Below are 25,206 nucleotides of genomic sequence, written 5' to 3' on the forward strand. Positions count from 1 at the left end.
GACAGCCCCCGCGCCCACCCCGCGCCCACAGGAACCGAGGCCGCCGCCATGCCGCACCCGCTCCCCCTTCCGCCGGAAGACCGCGCGCTCAGCCCGCACACCGGCTGGACCCGGGCCCACTGGGAAGCTGCCGCCGACCACCTGCTGGCCGCCCTCCGCCCCTACGCCGGGCCTGCCAACGCCCTGATCAACCTCCCCGGCACCCGCCCCAGCTGGTCCGGCCCCCGCTCGGACGGCCTGGAGGGCTACGCCCGCACCTTCCTGCTCGCCGCGATCCGGGTGGCCGGCGCCGACGGCGACGACCCCACCGGCCTGCTGGAGCGCTACGCCGAGGGCCTCGCCGCCGGCACCCGCACCCCCACCGCCGAACGCGACCTCTCCGACGGCGACCTCACCTCCTGGGGCGTCATCACCGACCGCGGCCAGCCCATGGTGGAGGCCGCCTCCGTCGCCATCGGCCTGCGCCTGACCCGCCGCTGGCTCTGGGACCGCCTCGACCCCGCCGTCCAGGAACGCGCCGGCGCCTGGCTCGCCCAGGCCCTCCACCGCCGGCCGGTGGACAACAACTGGTGGCTCTTCCCGTTCACCGTCGGCGGCTTCCTCGCCGAGGTCGGCATCGACACCGACGCCGCGAACGCCGCCGTCGACCGCGGCCTGGAACGCATCGACCGCTGGTACCTCGGCGACGGCTGGTACACCGACGGCCGCCCCCGCGCCATCGACCACTACAACGGCTGGGCGCTGCACCTCTACCCCGCCCTGCACGCCCACCTCGCCGCCGACCCGGCCCTCACCGCCCGCTACGGGAGCCGGCTGCACTCCTACCTCGCCGACTACTCACGGCTGTTCGACCACAACGGCGCGCCCGTCCACCAGGGACGCTCGCTCAGCTACCGGTTCGCCGCCGCCGCCCCGCTGTGGGCCGGCGCCCTGCTCGGCACCACCCCGCTCGACCCCGGCGCCACCCGCCGACTCGCCTCCGGCGCGCTGCGCTACTTCCTCGACCGCGACGCCCTCGACGAACACGGACTGCTCACCCTCGGCTGGCACGGCCCCTACCCGCCGATCGTCCAGCCCTACTCGGGCCCCGCCTCCCCCTACTGGGCCTCCGGCGGCTTCCTCGGCCTCCTCCTGCCGCCCGACCACCCCGTGTGGACCGCTCCCGAGGCCCCCTCCCCCGCCGAGACCGCCGACGCCGTCACCCCGCTGCCCGCCCCCGGCTGGCTGATCCAGTCCACCGCCGCCGACGGCCTGGTCCGCCTGCACAACCACGGCAGCGACGACCAGCCCGCGGACGCCCCCGTCCCCGACAACCCGCTCTACTCCCGCCTCGCCCACTCCACCCGCACCGGCCCCAGCACCGCCGCCGGCGACAACCACTTCGCGCTGCTCCTCGACGGCGAACCCACCGAACGCGGGCCCATCACCCCCCTCGGCGCGGGCCTCCTGGACGCCTGCGGCTGGGCCGCGTCCGCGCACCGGCCCCGCCACCAGGGAGCCGAACTGCCCGGCGTCACCGTCACCTCACTCACCCTCGCCCACGGCCCCGACGAAGTCCGGGTCCACGTCGTGCGCGGCGCGGCCCCCGGCGCGACCGTCCGCGAGGGCGGCTGGGCGGTCACCGGCGCCGCACCCGCCGTCTCCACCAACGGAGTCCACGCCGCCATCACGGGCGACGACCACCTCCGCACCGAACTCCGCGCCCTCCGCGGCTGGACCACGGCCGCCACCACCCCCGCCCCCGACGGCACCGCGTTCGGCGCCACCGCCACGGTTCCGCACCTGCACGGCACGGTCGACTCCACCACCGCGGTCTTCGCGAGCGCCGCCCGCCTCACGGCTGCCGCCGGCCCGCTTGCCCCGCTCACCGCCCTGGGCCTCGCCGTCGCCGACGAGTCCCTCACCGTCACCTGGCCGGACGGGACCACCACCACCTGCGCGCTCCCCCCGGCCGCCTGACTCCTCGTCGACGCCCGCCCTCCTGTTCGGCCACGGGTGGGCGGGTGGGCACCTACAGCAAGGACCTGACGTGCCTCTCGCCTTCTCCGCCCTCGGCCTCCCCGGCCACCCCCTGGACGCCATCCTCGCCCTCGCCGCCGAGCACGGCTACCAGGGCCTCGAACTCCGCGCCGCGCCGAGCGAGCCCGTCCACACCGGCCTGACCTCCGCCGAACGCCGCGCCACCGCCCGCCGGTTCGCCGCCGCCGCCATCACCCCCCTCACCGTCGCCTCGTACATCGGCATCGCCGAGCCCGGCCCGGACGCCCCCGTCCTCGCCGACCTGCGCGCCCACCTCCACCTGGCCGCCGACCTGGGCGCCCCGTACGTCCGGGTCTTCCCCCGCGGCGGCTCCGACGTCCTTGAGGGCACCCGCACCGCCGCCCGCCGACTTCTCCGACTCGCCGACACCGCCGCCGATCTGGGCGTCACCGTCCTGGTCGAGACCCACGACTCCCACCGCTCCGGAGCCGCCCTCGCCGCCCTCCTCGCCGCCACCCCGCACCCGTCCGTCGGCGCCCTCTGGGACGTCCTGCACACCTGGCTGTCCGGCGAGACCCCGGCCGAGACCTACCACCACCTCGCCCCCCGCCTCGCCTACACCCAGGTCAAGGACGTCGCCTCCCCCACCGACCTCACCCCCCTCCCCCTCGGCACCGGCACCCTCCCCCTCCCCACCTGCCTCGCCCAACTCCCCACCCCCACCTGGATCTCCTGGGAGTACGAGGCCCCCTGGCACCCCACCGCAGCCCCCCTCGCCCCCCAACTGGCCGCCGGCCACGCCTACCTGACGGCCCTTCTGGCGCGCTGACATCCAGTTGCACGGGTTCGTGGCGCGGGGACCGGTCGTCGGCTGAGGGGGTGTCAGTCGGTGGCGGGGCGGTCGTCCAGGTGGGCGGCGTACTCGGTTGCGCGTACTTCGGCGATGCGTTCGTGGCGGGCCAGGCGGTCGGTCCAGGAGGCGTCGATGCCGAAGGCGGTGTTCGCGAATCCGAGGCGGCCGATGGCCTCCGGCACGGACGGGTCGCCGGGGGCCAGGAGTTGGACCGGGTCGCCGATGGCGAGCATCTGCGGGGGGACGAAGTACTCGTCGGGGAGCACGGTGCGGGCGTGGACGAGCGCGGCGACGGCGACCACCGAACCGGCGCCGACCCGGGCCTCCTGCAGCACACTGGCGGAGGTGGCCAGGTAGCAGCAGCGCTGCACGGTGCAGCCCAGCAGGGTGGCGTGCGGGCCGACGAACACGTGGTCGGCGAGCCGGACGGGCTGGTCGGCGGCGACGGCGGAGGCCCGCAGGACGGCGTTCTCGGACACCACCGTCGCCTCCCCGATCTCGATGTACGAGCCCTCCGCGTCGAGCACCGCGCCGAACATCACCCGGGCACGGGGGCCGATTCGCACGTCGCCGACGAGTGCGGCGGTCGGCGCGACGTATGCGGTGGGGTGCACCTGCGGAGCTGCGCCGCGGTGCCTGATCCGGATTCCCTGCGAGTTCGTGGTCACGGGCCGGATCATCGAGGAGTGCGGCGCGCCCCCGCTGGCGGATATCGGACATGGCGTTCTCAGCTCCGGCCGCCCGGCAGTTGGGCGCGCAGGGCGGCGGTGCCGGTCTCGTCGAGCCAGGCCGAGAAGGTGCGCAGGCCGGGGTGGAGGACGCGCAGGGCGTCGATGTCGGTGTGCCAGCGGTGGCCGGCGGCCCACTGGCGGCGGACTTCGGCGAAGCTCGGGTGGAGCGCGGCGGCCTCGTCGTGGGTGAGCTGTCGGTAGCGGACGGCGATTCCGGTGGCGGCGCTGATCGCCGCGGCGGCCTCGACCGGGGTCAGGGCGTCGCCGGCCAGTTCCAGGGTGCGTCCGGCGAAGCGGTCGGGCTGTTCGAAGGCGAGGGCCGCGAACTCGGCGATGTCCTCCAGCGCGATGATCTGGACGGGGTCGTTCGGGCTGAACAGGTGCCGGTGGACGCCGTCGACGATGCCGTCGAGGCCGAGGCCGTTCGACCCGAGGTAGTTGGTCATGAAACGCACCGGGCGCAGCACGGTGACGAGCGGGATCCGCCGGTGCAGGTACTCCTCGATGCGCCGCTTCCCGGGCGCCGCGAACGCCGCGCCGGTGGTCGGGGCGACGCCGGTGAACACCGCCTGGCGGATTCCGACGGCGGCCGCCGCGTCGGTCAGGTCGCGGCCGCGGCTGAACTCCAGTTCGTCGTCGAGGCCTTGCGGGCCGTAGGCCACGGGCGGCACGGCGAACAGGGCGGTGGCGCCGACCAGTGCCGGTTCGAGGCCCGCCGGGTGGTCGAAGTCGGCGCGGACCAGTTCGGCTCCGGCGTCCGCGAGGGCCACGGCGGCGGGCGCGGCGGTGTCCCGCACCAGTGCGCGGACCGGGTGGCCGGCGGCCAGCAGGCGGCGTGCGGTCGCGCCGCCCTGCTTGCCGGTGGCGCCGGTCACGGCGATGACGCCCCGGGTGGGTCCGTTGGTCATGTCGTCCTCCCTCTTCCCCGGGCCCGGTCGGGAACCGGTCGTCGACTCGGGGATCTGGGATACTTCAACCCGGTCGGCTCCCGGGGGACAAGGGGTTTCGTGACATGACGACAGTGGTCGACGGCGGCGACCGGGCCGATGCCCGCCGCAATCGGGCGAAGGTGCTGGCCGCCGCCGGGGAGGCGTTCGCCGAGCACGGACTCGACGTCCCGCTGGGCGACATCGCGCGCCGGGCCGGTGTCGGCGCCGGCACCGTGTACCGGCATTTCCCCAGCAAGCAGGCCCTCCTCGAAGCGGTGCACGCGCAGCACCTGAACGACCTGATCGCCTCCGGCGAGCGGCGGACGGCCCGATTCGCGCCCACTGAGGCGTTCTTCGGGTTCCTCCTGGAGGTGGTCGAGACGTCCCGGCGGCGCGGACCGGTCTGCGACCTGGTGACCGCCGACCCGAGTTGGCCGCGCCCGGTGCTGACGGCGGCGGTGCAGCGGTTCCGCCAAGTCCTGACGGCCCTGCTCCACGCGGCGCAGCGGGCCGGCGGGGTCCGCCCCGACCTCGGCCCCGAGGACGTCGCCTCGTTCGCCGTGGGGTGCACCTCGATGCTCACCGCGCGCCGCGACCCTCAGGCTGGCCTCCAGCTCGTCCGGCTCGCCCTGGACGGGCTGCGGCCCTCCACTTCCGTCACGGAACAACCACCCTTTCGTGACGCGCTCGGCGGCCGCCGGACGCTCGCCGCCGCCTGCGAGGAGTGCGGGGCCGCACTCTCGCCCCGACCCACCGGCCGCCCGGTGCGCTACTGCGGACCCACCTGCCGCCAGCGGGCCCACCGCCGCCGCCCGGCCTCCGGTCCCCCTCCGTCCGATGTCCCGCCCGCCTGCCGCAGCGCCGAGGTCCCGGCCTAGGCTCCCACCGTGACCAAGGAATTGAAGTGCACCCACTGCGGGAGTTCCGGTCTCGACCAGGGCTTCGTCGAGGACCGCGGTGAGGGCAGCCGGGGCGATGCCCGCTGGATCGCGGGCCCGCTGGAGCGTGGCCTGTTCGGCGGGGCCAGGCGCTTCGGCCGACCCCACTTCCAGATCGACGCCTTCCGCTGCCCGCAGTGCGGCCACCTGGAACTGTTCGCCCGTCAGCAGCTCAGCTAGAACCGGCCCGGCTCGCCCGGCGCCCGCCGGAGGGAGTCCGCACCCCCGCACCTCCCGATCCGGCGCAGCACCGGGTCGGTCTGCTGCACCGGGTGGGCGTGGAGCTCTTCGGCGGTGGTGAGCGGGCCCCGAACGGTCTTCCCTACCGCGACGCAGTCCCGGCCGGATGGCCGATCTCGGCCAGGTCCCCGGCGAGGTCGGCCAGGGTGAGCTCGGAGTTGAGGGCGGCCACCAGGTCCTCCGTCAGCGGCTCGCCGGCGAAGACCGCGCGGACGGCCGCCAGGTCGATCCCGGCCTCCAGGTACTCCTCGGCGTGCGCGTGGTACGCCTCCGGCCGGCGGTCCGTCAGCAGCGCGAACAGGGCGTCCGCACCGTCGGGGTCGGGTCCGGCGGGAAAGTCGATCGCGCCGTGCCGCCAGACCGGGTCGGCGGTCTCGCGCCACAGGCAGGCCGTCACCACGGGGGTGCCGTTCTCGTCGCTGAACGCCGGCTCGGCGACCTGCGCGGCGAACGCGGCGGGCACGTCGTCCAGTACGCCGGGCCACACCTGGTCGTCGTGGCCGTACGGGCTCATCGCCGCCTCGTGGGCGAACCCGCGTACGTACGCGCCGGCGGGTTCGAACACGATCGCGTACTCGTCGCCGCTGCCGTTCCGCATCGAGGCCAGGTGCCGGCCGGCCGCCGCGTCCCACCGGCTGTCGTAGCCGAAGTACCGGTCCTCCCAGGCGGGGCGCAGGATCGCGTCCAGCACTGCCAGGGTCCGGCAGTGGTCCTGGAGTTCGGCGACGGAGGGCAGCGCCGCAGCGACGTGTTCAACGGTCATACCGGCATCCAAGCAGGTCGTACCCACACTCGGCGCCGCGCTCCGCCCCGCGCTCCGCCCCGCCCGGCCGGCCCGAAAACCGGGTGCCCACGGCCGCCGGGACGCAGCACAATGCCGCATGCTGATCGATCACTGGCCCGTGCTGGGCCTGCGACTGAGGACGCCCCGGCTGGAGCTTCGGCTGCCCGGGGACGAGGAACTGGCCGCGCTGGCGGACCTGGCGGCGGGCGGCGTCCACGCCGCGGACCGGATGCCCTTCCTGGTGCCGTGGACGGATCTGCCGCCCGCCGAGCGGGCCCGTTCGGTGGTGCAGCACCACTGGCGGCGGCTCGGCTCGTGGTCGCCGGACGACTGGGCGCTCAACCTCGCCGTGTTCGCGGACGGGCGGGTGGTGGGCCTGCAGACCGTCGCCGCACGGGACTTCGGCGTGCTGCGGCAGGTGGGCACCGGGTCCTGGCTGGGCGCGCCGCACCAGGGGCGGGGCATCGGCACGGAGATGCGCGCGGCCGTCCTGCACCTGGCCTTCGCGGGGCTGGGCGCCGACGAGGCGGTCTCGGACGCGTTCGCGGACAACGCCGCCTCGGCCGCCGTCTCCCGCAAGCACGGCTACCGGCCGGACGGCGTCGAGCAGGTGGTGGTGCGCGGCCGCCGGATGACGTCCCATCGGTTCCGGCTGACCCGCGCCGACTGGGCGGCCTGCCGCACCACCCCCGTCACGATCGACGGCCTCGCGCCCTGCCTCCCCCTCTTCGGCCTACCGGGTCAAGCCCCGCCGTCGCCCCCGCAGGAGGTGCGGACCTTCAGGGCGGGGAGCAGTTCGACGTGGTAGGCGGGTAGGCCGGAGCCGCCGTCGAGGCGGCGGAGCAGGAGTTCGAGGGCGGCGGCGCCGACGGACTTCTTGGGCGGGGCGACGGCGGTGAGCGGGGGTGCGGCGAGGGCGGCGAAGACGTCGTCGTAGGAGATCAGGGCGACGTCCTCGGGGACGCGCAGGCCGCGGGTGCGCAGCAGCGGCGGGAGTTGGATGGCGTCCTGGTCGTTGTGGACGAGGACGGCGCGGACGCCGTCGGCGGTGGCTTCGGCGATCTGCTGGGCGACCCATTCGGGGTCGGGGACGCCGGCGGGGGTGCCGGGGCGGTGCATGTCGATGACGGGGCGGGTGCGCAGACCGAGCAGGTGGACGGCCTCGGCGTAGCCGGTGCGGACCTGGTGGGCCGTCCAGGTGTCGGCGCGGGCGGCGAGCAGCACGGTGTCGTGGCCGAGGGCGGCGAGGTGGCGCAGCGCGAGCAGCACGCCGTGGCGGTGGTCGGAGCCGACGGCGTCGAGTTCGGCGGCGGCGCTGCCGGGGTCGGCCTTGCGTTCCACCAGGACGGCGGGGACGGGCAGTTCGGCGAGCCAGTGGTGGTGGTCGGGGTGGTGCGTCGGGTCGCCGGGCTGCCAGTTGGGGGTGAGCAGCAGGCCGTCGACGCCGGATTCGAGCAGTCGCTCGACCTGGGCGCGGTCATCGCGGGCCTCGTACGCGGCGATGCCGAGGACCAGCCGGGCGCCGGCGGTGGCGGCGGCGGCGCGGGCGCCGGCGATCACTTCGTCGAAGTAGGAGCCGACGGTGGGGACCAGCATGCCGATGACCCGGTCGTGGCGGCCGGGGCGGGCGTTCGGGCCGCTGTCGGGGAGGGAGACGGAGCCGTGCGAGCGGGCGAGTTCGCCGGCGTCGGCGAGGGCGGCGACGTCCCGGCGGACGGTGACCGCGGGGATGCCGAGGCGGGTGGCCAGGTCGACCACCCGGACGGTGCCGAGGTCGCGCACGACCTGCAGGATCCGTGCCCGGCGTTCGTCTGCCGTGACGGTCATGGCGTCCTCTCCTGGTGAGCTCCGCGGGCCCGGTCGGGCCGCGGCGGCAGGTGCGGTGGACCAGCGCCACCCCTGCCGATCAATTTTTATCATTCGATCGCCATTCGATCGAAAGGTCTGAAGTTATTGACTCGATCAGATGGTCAACCTACGGTGCGGAACCGGGCGCCCCATCCCACCCTCCATTCTCGGGAGTCCCAACGATGCTCCTGCACCGTTCCCTTCGGCGTGCCCTGCCGCTGGCCCTGGCCGCCGCCACCCTCCTGACCCCGGCGCTGCCGGCGGGCGCGGCGAGCGCCGCCGCCGGCAGCGCCTGGTACCTGGACTGTTCGGCCGCCGCCGACGGCTCGGGCAGCCAGGCCAGTCCGTGGAACAGCCTCGCCTCCGCCAACGCGCACCTCTTCCAGCCCGGCGACCAGTTGTTGCTCAAGCGCGGCGCGACCTGCACCGGCACCCTGCAGCCGCAGGGCTCCGGAACGGCCGGCGCGCCGATCACCCTGGCGGGCTACGGTACCGGCACCGCCCGCCCGGTGGTGGCCGGCGACCCGGCGAGCAGCCAGAACGCGGCCGTCCGCCTCTACAACGTGGAGCAGTGGGAGATCCGCGACCTGGAGATCACCTTCCGGGACACCGCCGCTGCCAAGCGGGAGCGCAACGGCCTGCTGGTGGAGATCGCCGACCTGCCGAGCGGCGTCGGCACCCACTACCTGGTGGACGACGTGTACGTGCACGACGTCAACGGCGACGCCACCAAGTGGTCCAACGGCATCCAGTTCCGGGTCTCGGGCACCACCACCCCGACCAACTTCGACGACGTCACGGTGCAGAACTCGCAGATCGCGCACGTCGATCGGGAGGGGCTGACCAACCGCTCGACCTGGATGTGCCGGCCGAGCTACGGCACCGGCGACGGCTGCGGCACCACCAACAACTGGCGGGCCAGCACCCGCCTGGTGTTCCGCGGCAACACTGTCCAGGACACCGGCGGCGACGGCATCGTGGTGCGGGCCGCCGACCACGCGCTGGTCGAGCACAACACCGCCTTCGACCTGGCGATGCGCCCGATGGGCTCGAACGCCGGGATCTGGACCATCAACTCCGACTCCACGACGATCCAGTACAACGAGGTGCACCACGTGCGCCGGCTGTCCGACAACAACGACGGCATGGCCTTCGACTCGGACTACGGCAACAACGGGGCGCTGTTCCAGTACAACTACAGCCACGACAACCAGGGCGGCTTCATGCTGTTCTGCGGCGCCTGCGGGGCGGGCTCGTCCTCGACCGGCACGGTGGTGCGCAACAACCTGAGCCGGGCCGACCAGAGCCGCTGGCTGTTCGCCGTCGGTGAGAAGAACGCCCGGATGTACAACAACACCGTGTACCTGCCGGCCGGTTCGACCACCCCGATCATCCAGCAGGGCTCGGGCACCTCGACCACCGCGCTCAGCGGCAACCTCTTCCACAACCTGGGCAGCGGCGGCTACACCGGCTTCGGCACCAGCACCTACAAGCCCGGTGACTTCAGCTGGGACGCCAACGCCTTCTGGGGCGCACACCCGGCCAACGAGCCGACCGACGCCCGGAAGGTGACGGCCGACCCGCAGCTTGCGAACCCGGGCGGCGCCGACCCGGCCGACTACCGGCTGGGCGCCGCCTCCCCGGCCCGGGGCGCGGGCGCCGTCGTCCCCGCCAACGGCGGGCGGGACTACTTCGGCGCCGCGGTGCCGCAGGTGTGCCGCCCCGACATCGGCTTCCAGCAGGCGAGTGCCTTCGACGACGCGACCTGCAGCGCGCCCGACCCCGTCCGCAACGGCGGCTTCGAGGCCGGGACGCTCGCCCCGTGGACGTACTACGGCGGCGTGCAGTTGGACACCGCCAACGCGCACAGCGGCACCGCCGCCGTGCGGGTCGGCCCGGCGCAGGCCGCCGCCGAACAGATCATCTCCGTGCAGCCGGGCACCAGCTACCGGCTGACCGGTTGGGGCAAGGTGTCGGCGGCCGGCACCGAACTGTCGCTGGGCGCCAAGGAGTACGACACCGCCGGCTCCAGCAACCGGGCGGCGTTCACCACGACCGCCTGGAGCCAGGGCTCGGCCGTCTTCACCACCGGCCCGACCGCCACCACCGCGCGCATCTACTGCTATGCGCGCAGCGGCAGCGGTTACGGCTGGTGCGACGACGTGACGGTCACCAAGGTCTGAGCGGCCGCCACCCGGCGGGCGGGGCTCAGCGCGGGTCCACCGCGTGGAGCTCACCCCCGTCCCACTCCAGCCAGCGGGTGATGCCGATCTCCCGCAGGAACGGGTAGTCATGGCTGGCGACGACCAGCGTGCCCCGGTAACCCGCGATGGCCTGGGTGAGCTGGCGGACGCTGGCCAGATCCAGGTTGTTGGTCGGCTCGTCGAGCAGCAGCAGCTGCGGCGGCGGGTCGGCCAGCAGCAGGGCCGCCAGCGTCGCCCGGAAGCGCTCGCCGCCGGAGAGCGTGCCGGCCTGCTGGTCGGCCCGGGCCCCGCGGAACAGGAACCGGGCGAGCCGGGCCCGGACGTCGTTGTCCGTGGCGGCCGGGGCGTACGCCTTGACGTTCCGGAAGACGGTGGCTCCGTCGTCCAGCACGTCGAGGCGCTGCGGCAGGTACCGCATCGGCACCGGCGTGGTGATCATACCCTCGGCGGGCGCGAGCTCCCCCGCGACGGTGCGCAGCAGCGTGGTCTTGCCGGAGCCGTTGCGGCCGATCAGGGCGACCCGCTCGGGCCCGCGCAGCTCCAGGTCGACCACTCCGCCGTAGGCCAACCGGACGCGTTCGAGCTGTAGCACGCTGCGCCCGGCGGGGACGGCGGTGCGGGGCAGGTCGATGCGGATCTCCGCGTCGTCCCGCACCGCCTCCTCGGCGACGGCGAGGCGCTCCTTGGCCTCGTTGAGGCGTTCGGTGTGCATGCCGCGCAGGCGGCCCGCCGTCTCCTCGCCCTTGCCCTGGAGCTTGTCGGCGAGGGCCTTGGGGTCGTTGCGCCGCACCGAGCGGGCCTTGCCGTAGGCCGCGGACTTGGCGAGCCGCTGGCTGGCCTCGACCAGATCCCGCTTCTGCCGCTTCACATCGGCCTCGGCGTTGCGGACCAGGCGTTCGGCGCTCTCCTGCTCGGCCGCCAGGGCCGCCCGGTAGGCGCTGAAGTTGCCGCCGTACCAGGTGACTTCGCCGTCCCGCAGGTCGGCGATCTGGTCGACCCGCTCCAGCAGCTCCCGGTCGTGGCTGACCAGCAGCAGCACGCCCGGGAAGGCCGCCACCGCGTCGTACAGCCGGGCCCGCGCCTGGGCGTCCAGGTTGTTGGTGGGCTCGTCGAGCAGCAGCACGTCGGGGCGGCGCAGCAGCAGCGCCGCGAGGTGCAGCAGGACGGCCTGGCCGCCGGAGAGTTCGCCGGTGGTGCGGTCCAGGTGCAGCCCCGCCAGGCCGAGGCGGTCGAGGGTGGCGCGGGCGCGCTCCTCGACGTCCCAGTCGTCGCCGATGGCGGCGAAGTGCCGTTCGTCGACGTCTCCGGACTCGATGGCGTGCAGGGCTTCGCGCTTGGCGCGGATGCCGAGCGTCTCGTCCACCCGCTGGTCCGAAGCGACCGTCAGGTCCTGTGGCAGGTAGGCGAGTTCACCGGCGATCCGGACGGTGCCGGAGGCCGGGGTGAGCTCGCCCGCGATCAGCCGCAGCAGCGTGGACTTGCCGGCGCCGTTCAGGCCGACCAGCCCCGTCCGGCCGGGGCCGACCGCGAGGTGGAAACCGCTCAGCACGGGGCGGCCGTCGGGCCATTCGAAGCCGAGGTCGGTGCAGAGGATCGAGGTGGTGGGTTGCGCCATGGAGGGCCTCCGTCAGTTGCCGTGGAAAAGGGGACAACACGGGGAGACACCGGGGACGCGGCTGCGAGAAGGGCCGTCACGGGAAAGCAGAAACCCGCACGGGAGCCATGGATCGCTGCCCAGCCGAGGTCGCACTCGCGCCCGCACGCCGAGAAACCCGGAAACAACACGGGTGTGGCGTGGCGCGGTGTCTCATGACCTCAGACAAGCAACGGCCTTCTCCAGACATGCGGGAATGTGACGCCTCCGAGCGTACGGAACCGCTGCCGCCGGGTGCAACGGAATTAAGTCCCGCCTCTTCGGCCAGGCGCTGTCAGCGGCCCCCGCCACGCCGACGGGCACGGACGAGGGCGAGTCCCGGCAGCTGATCGAGGAGTCCGCCGCCCGGCACCGGCCCGGACGCGGAGCGGCCGGCGGCCGCGCCGGAGAACCGGCCGGCCGCCGGCCCGGCCGCGCTGGTGACGGGCTTCGCCGAGCAGCTGTCGACGGTGCCGTACCGGCTGGACCGCCGCGAGCCGGGCGGGGAGCTGTCCGGTGACGGGCTCCTCCACATCCGCGCCGCCGGGGTCGCCGCCGGCCGGGCCGAGCACCTGGCCGGGCCGGCCGAATCGGGCCGAATCGGGCCGGTTCGCGCCGTACGCCGCGGAGTACGTCCGGCCGGAGCCGCTGCTGTACGTCCCGGACCAGGCGCACCGGCGGCTCACCGGCGAGGAGTGGAACCGCGGCACCGCCCACAGCTGCGAGGCGTGCTCCAAGACCGAGGGCCGGGCGCAGCCCCGGCCGACGGGGGTGCAGGCCGGCCCGGACGGGGGCGCTTCGGGCGGCGTCTAAAATCGACTCATCATGAGTGCCACTCTCGTCGTCAAGGATCTCGCCGCCGGTCACGGTGAGCGCACGCTGTTCGCCGGGCTGGACCTGGTCGTCGCCCCCGGGGACGTGATCGGGCTGGTCGGGGTGAACGGCGCGGGCAAGTCCACGTTGCTGCGGCTGCTGGCCGGGCTGGACGCGCCGGAGGGCGGCAGTCTGAAGCTGAGCCCGCCGACCGCGAACGTCGGGCACCTGCCGCAGGAGCCGGAGCGGCGGGAGGGCGAGTCGGTGCGCGACTTCCTGGCCCGCCGGACGGGCATCGCGGCGGCGCAGGCGGCGCTGGACGAGGCGACCGAGGGCCTGGTGGAGGGCCGGCCGGGCGCGGACGACGCGTACGCGGTGAGCCTGGACCGCTGGCTGGACCTCGGCGGCGCGGACCTGGAGGAGCGGGCCGAGGAGGTCGCCGACCAGCTGGGCCTGAAGGTGTCGCTGGACCTGCCGATGACGGCGCTGTCCGGCGGCCAGGCGGCCCGCGCGGGCCTGGCCTCGCTGCTGCTGTCCCGGTACGACGTGTTCCTGCTGGACGAGCCCACCAACGACCTGGACCTGGACGGCCTGGAGCGCCTGGAGGCGTTCGTCAAGGGCCTGCGCGCGGGCACCGTGCTGATCAGCCACGACCGCGAGTTCCTGGCCCGCACCGTCACCAGGGTGCTCGAACTGGACCTGCACCAGCACCAGGTGAACCTGTACGGCGGCGGCTACGAGTCGTACCTGGAGGAGCGGGCGATCGGCCGCCGGCACGCCCGCGAGCAGTACGAGGACTACGCGGACACCAAGGCCGGCCTGGAGGCGCGCGCGCAGATGCAGCGCAACTGGCTGGAGCACGGTGTGCGCAACGCCCGGCGCAAGGGCGGCGACAACGACAAGAAGGCCCGCGCGCAGCGCGCCGAGTCCACCGAGAAGCAGGCCGCGAAGGCCCGGCAGACGCAGCGGATGATCGAGCGGCTGGACGTGGTGGAGGAGCCCCGCAAGGAGTGGGAGCTGCGGATGGAGATCGCCCCCGCGCCGCGCTCCGGCTCGGTGGTGGCGACGCTCCGTCAGGCCGCCGTCAAGCGCGGCGAGTTCGCGTTCGGCCCGGTGGACCTCCAGATCGACTGGGCGGACCGGGTGGCGATCACCGGCGCCAACGGCGCGGGCAAGTCGACGCTGCTGGCGGCGCTGCTGGGCCGGCTGGAGCTGGACTCGGGCAGTGCGGTGCTCGGTTCGGGCGTGCAGATCGGCGAGGTCGAGCAGGCCCGCGGCCACCTGTTCGGCGACGACGCCGAGCGTCCGCTGCTGGAGGCGTTCTCCGCCGCCGTGCCGGACCTGAACCCGGAGGACGTGCGCACCCTGCTGGCCAAGTTCGGCCTGAAGGCGGTGCACGTGCTGCGCCCCGCCGCGACGCTGTCGCCGGGCGAGCGGACCCGGGCGGCGCTGGCGCTGCTGCAGGCCCGCGGGGTGAACCTGCTGGTGCTGGACGAGCCGACGAACCACCTGGACCTGCCCGCGATCGAGCAGTTGGAGTCGGCGCTGGCCTCCTACACCGGCACCCTGCTGCTGGTCACCCACGACCGGCGGATGCTGGACACGGTGAAGGTGAACCGTCGGCTGGTGGTCGCGGACGGCCGGGTCACCGAAGCCTGACGGCCCGAGCCGCCGGCCGTCGACTCACCGGCCATCGACTCACCGGCCATCGACTCGCCGGACGCCGGCGGCACGGTTCGCCGGGGTCCGACGACCGGGCCGCCGAGACCCTGCGACCGGGCCGCCGAACCCCGGCACCCGCGTCGCCGGGCCCGACCGGCAAGTCCTGGCAAGTCCTGGCAAGGTCGGATCTTCCATTCGGCGCTCGCCATGTGCTGTGCTGTCGCCCATGGTTGACAGTGCATCCAGCACCGAAGCGCCGTCCTTCCCGACGGTGCCGCTGCGTCCGATGAGCGTGCCCGCCGACGAGGCTGCGGACCGCTGCCGGGACTTCCACGAGGTGATGGCACAGCGCCGCACCGTCCGCGACTACTCGACCCGTCCGCTGCCCGAGGGCGTGCTGGAGTGGGCGATCCGCACGGCGTCGACCGCGCCCAGCGGCGCGCACGTGCAGCCGTGGCGGTTCGTGGTGGTGACCGATCCGGAGCGCAAGCGGCGGCTGCGGGAGGCCGCCGAGGCGGAGGAGCGGGAGTTCTACGCGCACCGGGCGTCCGAGGAGTGGCTGGCGGCGCTGGCCCCGATCGGCACCGACTGGCGAAAGCCGTTCCTGGAGGACGCGCCCGCGGTGATCGTGGTGTTCGAGGTGCACAAGGGCCCCAACTCGCCGCGTCCCTACTACACCAAGGAGAGCGTGGGCATCGCCGTCGGCCTGCTGCTGGCCTCGCTGCACCAGTCGGGCCTGGCCACGCTGACGCACACGCCGAGCCCGATGCGCTTCCTGAACGAGGTCTGCGAGCGCCCGCAGGAGGAGCGCGCCGCGTACGTGATCCCGGTCGGCTACCCGGCGGACGACGCCCGGGTGCCGGACCTGGAGCGCAAGCCGCTGGACGAGGTGCTGGTGCGGCTCTGACGGACCGGCGGACAGCGCGCGGGTCCGGGCGGTGCTCCGGGCGTGCGCGACCCCGCCCCGGCCCGGGCCGTGAACGAGCCGTGAGGGTACGGAATATCTCCTGGTCAGCGCGGTCGGGCATGGCCCATACTTCCGGATCATGAGCCACTCCACCGACGCACCTGACAACACGGTGCGACCGCTGACCCCGGGCCGACCGCCCGAGCTGCTGCCGATCGGCGGCGGCGCGCACCTGCGCCGCCGCCGGCTGGCGGACGCCGCCGCGCTGAACACCGCGGTGGTCGCCAACCTCGACCACCTGCGCCCGTACATGCCGTGGGCCGCCGACGCGCCGACGCTGCCGGAGAGCGAGCAGCTCTCGGTCCGCGGCGAGCAGGTCTGGGACGAGGGCACCGACTTCATGTACCTGCTCGGCCTGGACGCCGAACCGGACGTGGTGATCGGCGGTTTCGGCCTGCACGGCCGGATCGGCCCGGGCGCGCTGGAGATCGGCTACTGGGTGCACCGCGAGCACGTCGGCCGCGGCCTGGCCACCGCCGCCGCCCGCGCGCTCACCGGGGCCGCGCTCGCCCTGCCGGGCATCACCCGGGCGGAGATCCACTGCGACGAGTCGAACGCCGCGAGCGCCGCCGTGCCGCGCAAGCTCGGCTACACGCTGGACCGGATCGATTCGGCGACGCCGACCGCCCCGGCGGAGACCGGTCGCAAGATGATCTGGGTGACGGGCTCCTGACGCACCCGCGGCAGAACTGACGGGGACGGACGGCGGCCGTCCCCGTTCTGCATGCCCGCCGCCAACGCCTCACGCCCCGCCCGCCGCCAACGCCTCACGCCCCGCTCAGCGTCCGGCGGGCCGCTCAGTGTCCGGCGCCCCGCTCAGCGTCCGGCGAGCCGTTCGATCAGGGTCTGCCAGCCGTCGGCGAGCAGCGCGCCGAGGTCGCCCTGGCAGCGTTCGGCACGCTGCTCGGCGGTCGACCGGTCCATCGCCAGGAAGACCAGCGGGGGGCCTTCGAGGGCGCTGGTGAGCTGGAAGGCGAGCGTCTCCGGGTCGGGCAGGCCGAGCCGGGCCTGCTTGAGCAGCATCCCGATGTGCGGCTGGGTGAACACCGGCCCGCCGGCCGGGACGGGTCCCTTGCGTTCGACCGCGGCGCGCGCGATGTCCTGCCGCGCCAGCAGGAAGTGCGTCCGTTCGCGGCCGTAGGCGATCAGCCGGTCGACCGGGTCGGCGCCGGGGCCGAGCGGGGGCGCGCCGGACAGCACCGCAGCCTGGAAGCACTGCTCCTCGGCGTCCAGCAGCGCGCGGAAGATGCCGGCCCGGGTGCCGAAGCGGCGGAAGACGGTGCCTTTGCCCAGGCCGGCGCGTTCGGCGAGCCCGTCCATGGTGACTTTCTCGGTGCCGAGCTCGGCGATCATCGCGCGGGCCGTGCACAGCAGGGCCTCCCGGTTGCGGGCCGCGTCCGCTCGCTCGACCGGGGGCTTGCCGAAGGGGACGTCCATGGCTGCCAATTTACCTTCCGAGCGAAACGGGGTAAAGTCCGTTTCATCGAAGCGGGGTAAAGTCCGCTTCAACGGAGCGCGGCCCGCCCGGCCGCCTTCCCTGCCCCGCCGCGCCCGCTGCTTCCCCGGCAGGCCGAGATCCGAGGAGATCTGTCATGCACCTGTTCCGCCTGGACGCCAGCATCATGGGCCCCAACTCGACCAGCTCCGAGCTCGCCGACACCGCCCACGCCGAGTGGGAGGCCGCCCACCCCGAGGGCACCGTCACCCGCCGCCACGTGGGCGCCGACCCGCTGCCCGGCGACGTCTGGACCCACGCCACGCTGGCGGGCTTCACCCCCGAGGACCAGCGCACCGACGAGCAGCGCACCGCCGCCGCGCTCGGCGCCGAGCTCGCCGAGGAACTGCGCGCCGCGGACGCCGCGATCATCGCCGTGCCGCTGTACAACTGGGGCGTCTCGCAGCACTTCAAGACCTGGGTCGACGTGGTGATCGCCGGCGCCGGCCCGTCCGCGCAGCTGCTCAAGGACAAGCCGGTCCTGCTGGTCACCTCGCTCGGCGGCGGCTTCGCCCCCGGCACCCCGCGCGAGGGCTGGGACCACTCCACCCCGTACCTGGAGCGCATCCTGCGCGACGTCTGGGGCGCCGACCTGACCGTGGTCCGGCGCGAGCTGACCCTGGCCGCCGTCAACCCGGCGATGGAGAGCCTGCGCGACCTGGCCGCCGAGTACCACACCCAGGCGCTGGACGCCGCCCGCGACGCCGGCAAGAACCTGGTCCGCGCCTGACGGACCGTCGACGACCGGGCGCCGGAACGGGGATCCCCGTTCCGGCGCCCGGTCGTCCGCAGGCGGTTCCGGCTCCGCGGACAGCGGTCGAGCCCGGTCCGCGGAGCCGGCGGGAGCGATCCGCACGCACCCGCTCGACGCCGCCCGACTGCTCGCCGCCATGGATCCGCTCCCCGGAGCGCACCGCGCTGTTCGCCGAGCCGTCGGAACGACCGGGAGGCCACCGTCGGATGACCTTCCGGTGCGGTGAATTGACGTACGCCCACCGGAGGGTGACGTTCCGTCGGATTCGTTGACCCCCGGGTCCGGTTCCGCCCGCCCAGGACTACGATCGATCGATGACGGACACGACGCGCAGAACAGACGACAGAGCCGCGATCGCAGCCAGGTTCCCGGCCCTCCACGCACCGCAGCGCTGGGAGTGGGGCGGCATCGACGCGCAGTTCACCACGGAACTGCCGCCGGACGAACTGGTCACCAACATCCACCTGGTGGGTTTCTCCGAGGACCGCGTGGTCCTCTGCCGCGACGTACGCGGCCACTGGTTCCTCCCCGGCGGCACCCGCGAGGCCGCCGAGAGCATCGACTCCTGCCTGGCCCGCGAACTCCGCGAGGAGGCCGGCGCCCGCCTCACCGGCCCCCCGACCTGGATCGGCCACCACCTCGCCGTCTCCGACGGCCCCGTCCCCTACCGCCCCTGGCAGCCCCACCCCGTCAAGGCCTGGCTCTGGGGCTGGGCCGAAGTCCTCGTCGACTCCGCCCCCACCAACCCCGCCGACGGCGAACAGGTCCTCGAAGTCCGCCTCACCACCCCCGAAGAGGCCCAACGCCTCCTCGCCCACCACCGAGACCCCTGGTGGCCCGAACTCATCGCCCTCGCCACCGAAGCCCGCGCCGCCGGCTGACGGCGACGGCCGGCCCCGTGGGACCGGCCGTCGGGCGGGGGCTCGTTACTTGCCCAGGCCGGCGCGGCGGAGGGCGTCGGCCATGGCGGAGTTGGCGGGCGGGGGCGGGGTGCGGTCGTTCTGGCGGCGGTCCTGGCGCGGCGGACGGGAGTCGCGGCGGGCGGACTGCTCGCGGGGGCCGGCGGCGGGGCGGGTCTCGTCGTCGAGGCGCAGGGTGAGGCCGATGCGCTTGCGCTGGACGTCGACGGCGGTGACCTTGGCGCGGACGATGTCGCCGGGCTTGACCACCTCGCGCGGGTCCTTGACGAAGTTCTTGGAGAGCGCGGAGACGTGCACCAGGCCGTCCTGGTGGACGCCGATGTCGACGAAGGCTCCGAACGCGGCGACGTTGGTGACGACGCCCTCCAGGACCATGCCGATCTCCAGGTCGGAGATCTTCTCCACGCCGTCCTTGAAGGTGGCGGTCTGGAACGCGGGCCGCGGGTCGCGGCCGGGCTTGTCGAGTTCGCCGAGGATGTCGGTGACGGTCGGCACACCGAAGGTGTCGTCCGCGAAGTCCCCGGGGCGCAGCGAGCGCAGCACTGCGCCGTTGCCGATCAGGGCGCCGAGCCCGCCGCCGGTCGAGGCGAGGATCCGCCGCACCACGGGGTAGGCCTCGGGGTGCACCGCGGACGCGTCCAGCGGGTCGTCGCCGTCGGGGATGCGGAGGAAGCCCGCGCACTGTTCGAACGCCTTGGGGCCGAGCCGGGAGACGTCCTTGAGCGCGCGCCGGGTCCGGAACGGCCCGTTCGCGTCGCGGTGGGCGACGATGTTGTCGGCGAGCGTGCCGGTGATGCCGGAGACCCGGGTGAGCAGCGGCGCGGAGGCGGTGTTGACGTCGACGCCGACGGCGTTGACGCAGTCCTCGACCACGGCGTCCAGCGAGCGGGAGAGCTTGAGCTCGCTGAGGTCGTGCTGGTACTGGCCGACGCCGATCGACTTGGGGTCGATCTTGACGAGTTCGGCCAGCGGGTCCTGGAGGCGGCGGGCGATGGAGACCGCGCCGCGGATGGAGACGTCGAGGCCGGGCAGTTCCTGGGCGGCGAACGCGGAGGCGGAGTACACGGACGCGCCGGCCTCGCTGACCATCACCTTGGTGAGCCCGAGCCCGGGGTGACGCTTGATCAGGTCGACGGCGAGCCGGTCGGTCTCCCGGGAGGCGGTGCCGTTGCCGATCGCGACCAGGTCCACCTCGTGCTCGGCGGCGAGCCGGGCGAGCACGGCCAGCGCCGCGTCCCACTTGTTGGCGGGCTGGTGCGGGTAGATGGTCTCGTGGGCGACGACCTTGCCGGTGGCGTCGACCACGGCGACCTTGACGCCGGTGCGGAAGCCCGGGTCGAGGCCCATGGTGGCGCGGGTGCCGGCGGGGGCGGCGAGCAGCAGGTCGCGCAGGTTGGCGGCGAAGACGCGGACCGCCTCGTCCTCGGCCTCGGCGCGCAGCCGGGTGCGCAGGTCGATGCCGAGCCGGACCAGGATGCGGGTGCGCCAGGCCCAGCGGACGGTGTCGGTGAGCCACTTGTCGGCGGGGCGGCCGCGGTCGGCGATGCCGAACCGGGCGGAGATCCGCTGCTCGTAGTCGCTCGCGCCGGGCAGGTCGGCCTCCTCGGCGCCGTCGTACGGGGAGAGTTCGAGGTCGAGGGCCTCTTCCTTCTCGCCGCGCAGCATCGCCAGGATCCGGTGCGAGGGCAGCTTGGTGTACGGCTCGGCGAAGTCGAAGTAGTCGGCGAACTTGGCGCCGTCCTGCTCCTTGCCGTCGCGGACCTTGGCGACCAGCCGGCCGCGGGTCCACATCCGTTCGCGCAGCGAGCCGACCAGGTCGGCGTCCTCGCCGAAGCGTTCGACCAGGATGGCGCGGGCGCCCTCCAGCGCGGCGGCGGCGTCGGCGACCTGCTCGTTCGCGTAGCCGGCGGCGAGCGCGGCCGGGTCCTGCGCGGGGTCGGCGAGCAGCGTGTCGGCCAGCGGTTCGAGGCCGGCCTCGCGGGCGATCTGCGCCTTGGTGCGCCGCTTGGGCTTGTACGGGAGGTAGATGTCCTCCAGCCGGGCCTTGGAGTCGGCGGCGAGGATCTGCGCGCGCAGCGTGTCGTCGAGCTTGCCCTGGGAGTCGATGGACTCCAGGACGGCGGTCCGGCGCTCCTCGAGTTCGCGCAGGTAGCGCAGCCGCTCCTCCAGGGTGCGCAGCTGGGTGTCGTCGAGGGCACCGGTCGCTTCCTTGCGGTAGCGCGCGATGAAGGGGACGGTCGCTCCGCCGTCGAGCAGGCCGACGGCGGCCTGCACCTGGTTCTCGCGGACGCCCAGTTCCTCGGCGATCTTGCGTTCGACGGGCATGGTCACGATGCCGGTCACCCTTTCTGGTGGTTTCGCTTCTCGCCCGTGCATTCTGGCAGGTCCGGCCGACGTTGTTCGGCGGACCGGGCGGCACGGCGGGGTGTGGCGCGTTCCGGGGACGTGCACGGACACGCGCGGAGGCGGGTCCGGCGTCGCCCGATTTGTCTGATATGAGTGAGATCGCACAAGGGCCTGTCCAGAGGCTCGGCCCCGGATCGACCCCGCAGCACGACCGCACAGGAGGACAACGGTGGCGCAGGTCCCCACCCGGCCGATCCGCTGGAGCCGCCCCGCGACCTGGCCCCGCGAGGTCCTCGTGCTGGCCGTGTACTGGATCGCCAGCCGGCTGCTGATGGTCGGCCTGGTCCGCTCCGCGAAGACCGAGTCCACCTCCGAGGTCGGCGAGCTGTACCGCGGCTGGTCCGAGGTGCTGCGCACCGGCTCCTTCCCGGTGGACGACGTCACCTGGCAGTACCCGCCGGGCGCGGCGCTGCCGATGCTCGCACCCGCCGCGCTGCCGTTCCTGACGTACCTCCAGGCGTTCTGGCTGCTGATGCTGCTCACCGACGCGCTGGTCCAGTTCGTGCTGCTGCGGGTCTCGCTGGGCCGGCCCGGCCGTTCCACCTCCGGCGCGTGGCTGTGGGCGCTGGCGCTGCCGCTGCTGCTCGGCCTGCCGTACGGGCGCTACGACCTGGCGGTCACCGGGCTGGCGATGGTCTCGCTGCTGCTGCTGCCCGCCCGGCCCCGGTTGGGCGGTGCGCTGGCCGGGGTCGGCGCGATGGTCAAGGTGTGGCCGGCGCTGATCGTGCTCGGCACCCCGCGCGGCCGCACCACCCGGCAGGCCTGGACGGCGATGGCGGCGGCCGCGCTCGCCCTGCTGCTGGCGCTGGCCGCGCTCTTCGACCACGCCTTGGACTTCCTGCACGCGCAGCGCCACCGCGGCGTCGAGATCGAGTCGCTGGGCGGCACGGCCTTCCAGCTGGCCCGGATGTTCGGCTGGCCCGGCCGGGTCGAGCAGCACTACGGCTCGATGGAGTTCCTCGGCCCGTACGTCCACCGGGCGTCCCAGCTGTCGCTGCTGCTGACGGTCGCCGCGTTCGGCTGGCTGCTGCTGTGGCGGCTGCGCGCCCGCCGCTGGACGGCCGCCACCCCGTACGACGCGGCGCTCAGCGCCGTGCTGCTGTTCACCCTGACCAGCCGGGTGATCTCCCCGCAGTACCTGATCTGGCTGATCGGGCTGGCCGCGGTCTGCCTGTCCGTCCGGGGCACCTGCCAGCGGCCGGTGGCGCTGCTGCTGGTCCCGGTGGTCGCGCTGACCTCCGTCGACTTCCCGCTGTTCTTCGATGCGGCGGTGGCCGGCGGCTGGCGGCCCACCGCGGTGATCGTGGCCCGCAACGTGCTGCTGCTGGCCGCGGGCCTGTGGTCGGCGGGACGGCTGTGGCGGGCCACCGTCCCGTCCCGGGCCCGCCGTCGGCGCACCGCGCCCGCGCCCACCGGGCCCCGGACGGACACCGACCCGGTCGGCACTGTCTGACGGACCGTCGGCCGCCGTACACTCGCGGCCATGGCCGACACCCCGCTGGACCGGCTCGCCGCCGGGAAGTACCTGCTCATCACCAGTTACCGCAAGGACGGCAGCGGCGTGCCGACGCCGGTGTGGATGGTCCGCGACGGCGACAGCCTCGGCGTGTGGACCGTGGCCGACTCGTGGAAGGTCAAGCGGATCCGCCGGCGCCCGGACGTCCTGGTCGGGCCGTGCGACGTGCGCGGCAACCCGACCGGCGAGGCGGTGCCGGCCACCGCCGCGGTCGCCGACGCCGCCACCACCGAGCACTACCGGCGGCTGCTCGCCCGCAAGTACGGGCTGCTCTGGTGGGTCACCCTGCTCGGCAGCCGGCTGCGCCGCGGCAAGCACGGCACCGTCGGCCTCACCGTCCGGCTCGCCTGACGTTCCGTCACACCCGGTACGGCAGCAGCTCGGGGCGCTTGGCGGGGCGCCCGTCGCCGGAGGAGCGGCCGCGCAGCCGCCGCCCGATCCACGGGCCGACGTGGGTGCGCAGCCAGCGGGCGTCCGCGCGCAGCTTCTCGCCCCGGGTGCGGGTGTCGGGCTCGGCCAGCGGCGCGCGCCAGTCCTCCTCGGACGGGCGGCCGAGCGCCTCCAGCACCGCCAGCGCGACCCGGCGGTGGCCCTCCGCCGACAGGTGCAGCCGGTCCTCCGCCCACAGCCGGCGGTCGTCGAAGGCCGGCGCGGAGAACAGGTCGACCAGCACCACCCGGCCCGGGTTCTCCCGCACCGTCCGCTCCACGAACGCCTTCATCCGCAGGATCGCCGGCAGCAGCCGCGCGCTGCCGGCCATCCGCCGGGTCGGGTCGGTCGAGGTGAACAGCACCACGGTGCGGCCGTCCGCGACCAGTGCCGCCGCGCACTCGCCGAGCCGCCGCTCCACCTCGGCCACGTCGCAGCCCGGCCGCAGCACGTCGTTCAGGCCGCCCGCGAGCGTCACCAGGTCGGCGTCGGTCGCCGCCGCCCGGTCCACCTGCTCGTCCCGGATCTGGCCGATCAGCTTGCCCCGCACGGCGAGATTCGCGTACCGGAACCCGTCCTGCTCCGCGGCCAGCGCGCCCGCGACCCGGTCCGCCCAGCCGCGGAACTGCCCGTCGGGCAGGACGTCGTCGCACATCCCCTCGGTGAACGAGTCGCCCACCGCCACCATCGCCCGGTACTGCCGCACACCGCCTCCTGGGGTCGTCCCTGCGGCCCCAACCCTACTCGCGGGTTCGGTCGCCGCCGGTGCGCGGCCGGGGCACCACCTCCACACGCTCCGGGCCGTTGACGATCAGCGACGGGAGGCGGGCGGGCCGCCGCCCCGGCTCCGCCAGGGCCAGCTCGGGCAGCCGCTCGAACAGGGTGCTCAGCGCCACCTCGGCCTCCAGTCGGGCCAGCGGCGCGCCGACGCAGAAGTGCGGGCCGTGGCCGAACGCCAGGTGGCCCTTGTCCGCCCGGGTCGGGTCGAACTCGTCCGGCCGGTCCGGGTGCTCCTGCGGGTCCCGGCCCGCGGCGGCGAACCCGACCATGATCGGGTCGCCCTTCGCGATCACCACGCCCTCGCCGAGGTCGATGTCCTCCAGCGCGTACCGCAGCGGGACGTACATGACGGGGCCCTCGACCCGCAGCGTCTCCTCGATGACGTCCGTCCAGTCGATCCGCCCCGCCCGCAGCCCGGCCAGTTGCTCGGGGTGGGTGAGCACCAGCAGCGCCGCGCTGGCGATCAGGTTGACGGCCGTCTCGAAGCCGGCGGCGATCATCGTGAACAGCGTGCCGACCAGTTCGTGCTCCGCCAGCGGCTGTTCGCCCGGCCGGTCGGAGAGCAGCAGGTCGGTGGTCAGGTCGGCGCCCGGGTGGGCCCGCTTGTACGTCGCCAACTCGCCGAGGCGTTCGTAGAGTTCGTTCTGCACGGCGAGCGCGGCGTCCTCGGCCAGCGAGGAGTCCAGCGCCCGGTCGATCAGGTGGCCCAGCCTCTCGCGCCTCTCCTCGGGCACGCCGAACAGGTCGCAGATCAACGTCATCGTCAGCGGCCGCGCCAACGCCCCCCGCAGGTCCGCGCGTTCACCCGGCGCGAGCGCTCCGAGCGCCGCCACCAGCCGGTCGGCCGTCGCCTGCACCTGGGGCCGCATCGGCTTCACCCGCCGCGGCAGGAACGACGGCGCGATCCGCCCCCGGGCCCTGCGGTGCTCGTCCCCGTACCGGTTCACCAGGCTGTCCTGGAACGCCACCGACCCCAGCACCCACCCGTCCGGCACCTCGCCGACTCCCGGCCAGTGCCGCCGGAAGTCCCGCGACACCCGCGGATCGGTGGTCAGCGCCTGGATCACCGCGTGCCTGGTCACCGACCAGGCCCGGACCTGCCCGGGCAACTCGACCAGCACCGCCGGCCCCTGCACCCGCAACCCGGCGGCCTCCGCGTGGATCGCCCCCGCGGTGGGGTCGAGAAACGGGCATCGCGGCTCGGAAGAATCGGACACGGCGTGCTCCCCTCAGCACCGGACGTCCCTGCGTGCCTCATATGGTGCGCCCCCCGCCGGAGACCCGGAAGCCTCCCTTCGCCATTGGCCTGATTCCATCCCTCTTG

Annotated in this window: 23 protein-coding genes; 14 read left to right on the forward strand and 9 right to left on the reverse strand. The window is 74.3% G+C overall.

The genetic code is table 11. From position 1 onward, the window contains the following. The first annotated feature begins 48 nt into the window (after window positions 1-48). Together CG736_RS15835 and CG736_RS15840 are read left to right on the forward strand one after the other, a co-directional pair. On the forward strand, window positions 49-1,959 hold the full coding sequence (locus tag CG736_RS15835; protein ID WP_100586864.1) for a DUF2264 domain-containing protein: 1,911 nt from the start codon (window positions 49-51) through the stop codon (window positions 1,957-1,959). 70 nt (window positions 1,960-2,029) lie between these two features. Further along, window positions 2,030-2,809 (forward strand): sugar phosphate isomerase/epimerase, encoded by a 780-nt coding sequence (locus tag CG736_RS15840; protein WP_100586865.1) that lies wholly within the window; start codon window positions 2,030-2,032, stop codon window positions 2,807-2,809. A 53-nt stretch (window positions 2,810-2,862) separates the two neighbouring features. On the opposite strand, the gene CG736_RS15845 is transcribed toward CG736_RS15840, so the two are convergent. Both CG736_RS15845 and CG736_RS15850 read right to left on the reverse strand, forming a co-directional pair. Then, window positions 2,863-3,501, reverse strand: coding sequence for a gamma carbonic anhydrase family protein (locus tag CG736_RS15845; protein ID WP_100587059.1), 639 nt, complete (start codon window positions 3,499-3,501; stop codon window positions 2,863-2,865). A gap of 59 nt (window positions 3,502-3,560) precedes the next feature. Beyond that, window positions 3,561-4,472: an NmrA family NAD(P)-binding protein gene (locus CG736_RS15850; protein ID WP_100586866.1), complete on the reverse strand. Its 912-nt coding sequence runs from the start codon at window positions 4,470-4,472 to the stop codon at window positions 3,561-3,563. 104 nt (window positions 4,473-4,576) lie between these two features. Here CG736_RS15850 and CG736_RS15855 point away from each other — a divergent pair, with 104 nt between their 5' ends. Beyond that, window positions 4,577-5,371 carry a TetR/AcrR family transcriptional regulator gene (locus tag CG736_RS15855; protein ID WP_232734019.1) on the forward strand — a complete coding sequence of 265 codons (795 nt, stop codon included), beginning with the start codon at window positions 4,577-4,579 and terminating at the stop codon, window positions 5,369-5,371. A 9-nt stretch (window positions 5,372-5,380) separates the two neighbouring features. After that, window positions 5,381-5,611, forward strand: coding sequence for a hypothetical protein (locus tag CG736_RS15860; protein ID WP_232734020.1), 231 nt, complete (start codon window positions 5,381-5,383; stop codon window positions 5,609-5,611). Window positions 5,612-5,753: 142 nt separating this feature from the next. Here CG736_RS15860 and CG736_RS15865 read toward each other — a convergent pair whose 3' ends face one another. Beyond that, window positions 5,754-6,434, reverse strand: a complete 681-nt coding sequence (locus CG736_RS15865) for a hypothetical protein (protein WP_100586869.1) — start codon at window positions 6,432-6,434, stop codon at window positions 5,754-5,756. A gap of 118 nt (window positions 6,435-6,552) precedes the next feature. Here CG736_RS15865 and CG736_RS15870 point away from each other — a divergent pair, with 118 nt between their 5' ends. After that, window positions 6,553-7,263, forward strand: coding sequence for a GNAT family N-acetyltransferase (locus CG736_RS15870; RefSeq protein ID WP_100586870.1), 711 nt, complete (start codon window positions 6,553-6,555; stop codon window positions 7,261-7,263). On the opposite strand, the gene CG736_RS15875 is transcribed toward CG736_RS15870, so the two are convergent. Further along, window positions 7,197-8,282: a substrate-binding domain-containing protein gene (locus tag CG736_RS15875; protein ID WP_100586871.1), complete on the reverse strand. Its 1,086-nt coding sequence runs from the start codon at window positions 8,280-8,282 to the stop codon at window positions 7,197-7,199. The two genes, CG736_RS15870 and CG736_RS15875, sit on opposite strands and share 67 nt — an antisense overlap. A 203-nt stretch (window positions 8,283-8,485) precedes the next feature. On the opposite strand from CG736_RS15875, the gene CG736_RS15880 reads away from it, so the two are divergent. Further along, the gene (locus CG736_RS15880) at window positions 8,486-10,486 is read left to right on the forward strand and encodes a carbohydrate binding domain-containing protein (RefSeq protein WP_100586872.1); all 2,001 of its coding nucleotides are present in this window, start codon (window positions 8,486-8,488) and stop codon (window positions 10,484-10,486) included. A 25-nt stretch (window positions 10,487-10,511) separates the two neighbouring features. Here the strand turns inward: CG736_RS15880 and CG736_RS15885 are convergent, their stop codons facing one another. Further along, window positions 10,512-12,122, reverse strand: coding sequence for an ABC-F family ATP-binding cassette domain-containing protein (locus tag CG736_RS15885; RefSeq protein ID WP_100586873.1), 1,611 nt, complete (start codon window positions 12,120-12,122; stop codon window positions 10,512-10,514). A gap of 534 nt (window positions 12,123-12,656) precedes the next feature. Between CG736_RS15885 and CG736_RS15890 the strand changes: the two genes are divergently transcribed. The 4 genes from CG736_RS15890 (at window position 12,657) to CG736_RS15905 (ending at window position 16,255) form a co-directional block, all read left to right on the forward strand. Continuing rightward, window positions 12,657-12,953: a hypothetical protein gene (locus CG736_RS15890; RefSeq protein WP_100586874.1), complete on the forward strand. Its 297-nt coding sequence runs from the start codon at window positions 12,657-12,659 to the stop codon at window positions 12,951-12,953. Window positions 12,954-12,965: 12 nt separating this feature from the next. Next, complete coding sequence (locus tag CG736_RS15895; RefSeq protein WP_100586875.1) at window positions 12,966-14,612, forward strand: ABC-F family ATP-binding cassette domain-containing protein; 1,647 nt, start codon at window positions 12,966-12,968, stop codon at window positions 14,610-14,612. 229 nt (window positions 14,613-14,841) lie between these two features. Beyond that, a complete protein-coding gene (locus CG736_RS15900) occupies window positions 14,842-15,522 on the forward strand; it encodes a nitroreductase family protein (protein ID WP_100587060.1) in 681 nt (226 codons plus the stop codon). A gap of 139 nt (window positions 15,523-15,661) precedes the next feature. After that, the gene (locus tag CG736_RS15905) at window positions 15,662-16,255 is read left to right on the forward strand and encodes a GNAT family N-acetyltransferase (protein WP_100586876.1); all 594 of its coding nucleotides are present in this window, start codon (window positions 15,662-15,664) and stop codon (window positions 16,253-16,255) included. Between the two features lie 143 nt (window positions 16,256-16,398). On the opposite strand, the gene CG736_RS15910 is transcribed toward CG736_RS15905, so the two are convergent. Next, complete coding sequence (locus CG736_RS15910; RefSeq protein ID WP_100586877.1) at window positions 16,399-17,019, reverse strand: TetR/AcrR family transcriptional regulator; 621 nt, start codon at window positions 17,017-17,019, stop codon at window positions 16,399-16,401. Window positions 17,020-17,174: 155 nt separating this feature from the next. Between CG736_RS15910 and CG736_RS15915 the strand changes: the two genes are divergently transcribed. Both CG736_RS15915 and CG736_RS15920 read left to right on the forward strand, forming a co-directional pair. Next, window positions 17,175-17,807: an FMN-dependent NADH-azoreductase gene (locus CG736_RS15915; protein WP_100586878.1), complete on the forward strand. Its 633-nt coding sequence runs from the start codon at window positions 17,175-17,177 to the stop codon at window positions 17,805-17,807. Between the two features lie 338 nt (window positions 17,808-18,145). After that, the gene (locus CG736_RS15920; protein WP_100586879.1) at window positions 18,146-18,712 is read left to right on the forward strand and encodes an NUDIX domain-containing protein; all 567 of its coding nucleotides are present in this window, start codon (window positions 18,146-18,148) and stop codon (window positions 18,710-18,712) included. Between the two features lie 45 nt (window positions 18,713-18,757). Here the strand turns inward: CG736_RS15920 and CG736_RS15925 are convergent, their stop codons facing one another. Beyond that, the gene (locus CG736_RS15925) at window positions 18,758-21,076 is read right to left on the reverse strand and encodes a Tex family protein (RefSeq protein ID WP_100587061.1); all 2,319 of its coding nucleotides are present in this window, start codon (window positions 21,074-21,076) and stop codon (window positions 18,758-18,760) included. A 250-nt stretch (window positions 21,077-21,326) separates the two neighbouring features. Between CG736_RS15925 and CG736_RS15930 the strand changes: the two genes are divergently transcribed. Beyond that, window positions 21,327-22,610, forward strand: a complete 1,284-nt coding sequence (locus CG736_RS15930; RefSeq protein WP_232734021.1) for a glycosyltransferase 87 family protein — start codon at window positions 21,327-21,329, stop codon at window positions 22,608-22,610. Between the two features lie 30 nt (window positions 22,611-22,640). Further along, window positions 22,641-23,024 (forward strand): PPOX class F420-dependent oxidoreductase, encoded by a 384-nt coding sequence (locus CG736_RS15935; protein ID WP_043913224.1) that lies wholly within the window; start codon window positions 22,641-22,643, stop codon window positions 23,022-23,024. Between the two features lie 7 nt (window positions 23,025-23,031). On the opposite strand, the gene CG736_RS15940 is transcribed toward CG736_RS15935, so the two are convergent. Together CG736_RS15940 and CG736_RS15945 are read right to left on the reverse strand one after the other, a co-directional pair. Beyond that, a complete protein-coding gene (locus CG736_RS15940; protein ID WP_232734022.1) occupies window positions 23,032-23,808 on the reverse strand; it encodes an SGNH/GDSL hydrolase family protein in 777 nt (258 codons plus the stop codon). A 34-nt stretch (window positions 23,809-23,842) separates the two neighbouring features. Further along, window positions 23,843-25,099, reverse strand: a complete 1,257-nt coding sequence (locus CG736_RS15945) for a cytochrome P450 (protein WP_100586880.1) — start codon at window positions 25,097-25,099, stop codon at window positions 23,843-23,845. Window positions 25,100-25,206 lie beyond the last annotated feature (107 nt).

The sequence above is a fragment of the Kitasatospora sp. CB02891 genome, from assembly GCF_002803145.1.
In the GTDB taxonomy this organism is placed as follows: domain Bacteria; phylum Actinomycetota; class Actinomycetes; order Streptomycetales; family Streptomycetaceae; genus Kitasatospora; species Kitasatospora griseola.

Coding starts and splice junctions, on each gene's coding strand:
- CG736_RS15900 (WP_100587060.1), top strand. CDS start 14,842: ATGGTTGACAGTGCATCCAGCACCGAAGCGCCGTCCTTCCCGACGGTG.
- CG736_RS15870 (WP_100586870.1), top strand. CDS start 6,553: ATGCTGATCGATCACTGGCCCGTGCTGGGCCTGCGACTGAGGACGCCC.
- CG736_RS15895 (WP_100586875.1), top strand. CDS start 12,966: ATGAGTGCCACTCTCGTCGTCAAGGATCTCGCCGCCGGTCACGGTGAG.
- CG736_RS15935 (WP_043913224.1), top strand. CDS start 22,641: ATGGCCGACACCCCGCTGGACCGGCTCGCCGCCGGGAAGTACCTGCTC.
- CG736_RS15880 (WP_100586872.1), top strand. CDS start 8,486: ATGCTCCTGCACCGTTCCCTTCGGCGTGCCCTGCCGCTGGCCCTGGCC.
- CG736_RS15875 (WP_100586871.1), bottom strand. CDS start 8,282: ATGACCGTCACGGCAGACGAACGCCGGGCACGGATCCTGCAGGTCGTG.
- CG736_RS15855 (WP_232734019.1), top strand. CDS start 4,577: ATGACGACAGTGGTCGACGGCGGCGACCGGGCCGATGCCCGCCGCAAT.
- CG736_RS15865 (WP_100586869.1), bottom strand. CDS start 6,434: ATGACCGTTGAACACGTCGCTGCGGCGCTGCCCTCCGTCGCCGAACTC.
- CG736_RS15915 (WP_100586878.1), top strand. CDS start 17,175: ATGCACCTGTTCCGCCTGGACGCCAGCATCATGGGCCCCAACTCGACC.
- CG736_RS15925 (WP_100587061.1), bottom strand. CDS start 21,076: ATGCCCGTCGAACGCAAGATCGCCGAGGAACTGGGCGTCCGCGAGAAC.
- CG736_RS15850 (WP_100586866.1), bottom strand. CDS start 4,472: ATGACCAACGGACCCACCCGGGGCGTCATCGCCGTGACCGGCGCCACC.
- CG736_RS15920 (WP_100586879.1), top strand. CDS start 18,146: ATGACGGACACGACGCGCAGAACAGACGACAGAGCCGCGATCGCAGCC.
- CG736_RS15885 (WP_100586873.1), bottom strand. CDS start 12,122: ATGGCGCAACCCACCACCTCGATCCTCTGCACCGACCTCGGCTTCGAA.
- CG736_RS15835 (WP_100586864.1), top strand. CDS start 49: ATGCCGCACCCGCTCCCCCTTCCGCCGGAAGACCGCGCGCTCAGCCCG.
- CG736_RS15910 (WP_100586877.1), bottom strand. CDS start 17,019: ATGGACGTCCCCTTCGGCAAGCCCCCGGTCGAGCGAGCGGACGCGGCC.
- CG736_RS15905 (WP_100586876.1), top strand. CDS start 15,662: ATGAGCCACTCCACCGACGCACCTGACAACACGGTGCGACCGCTGACC.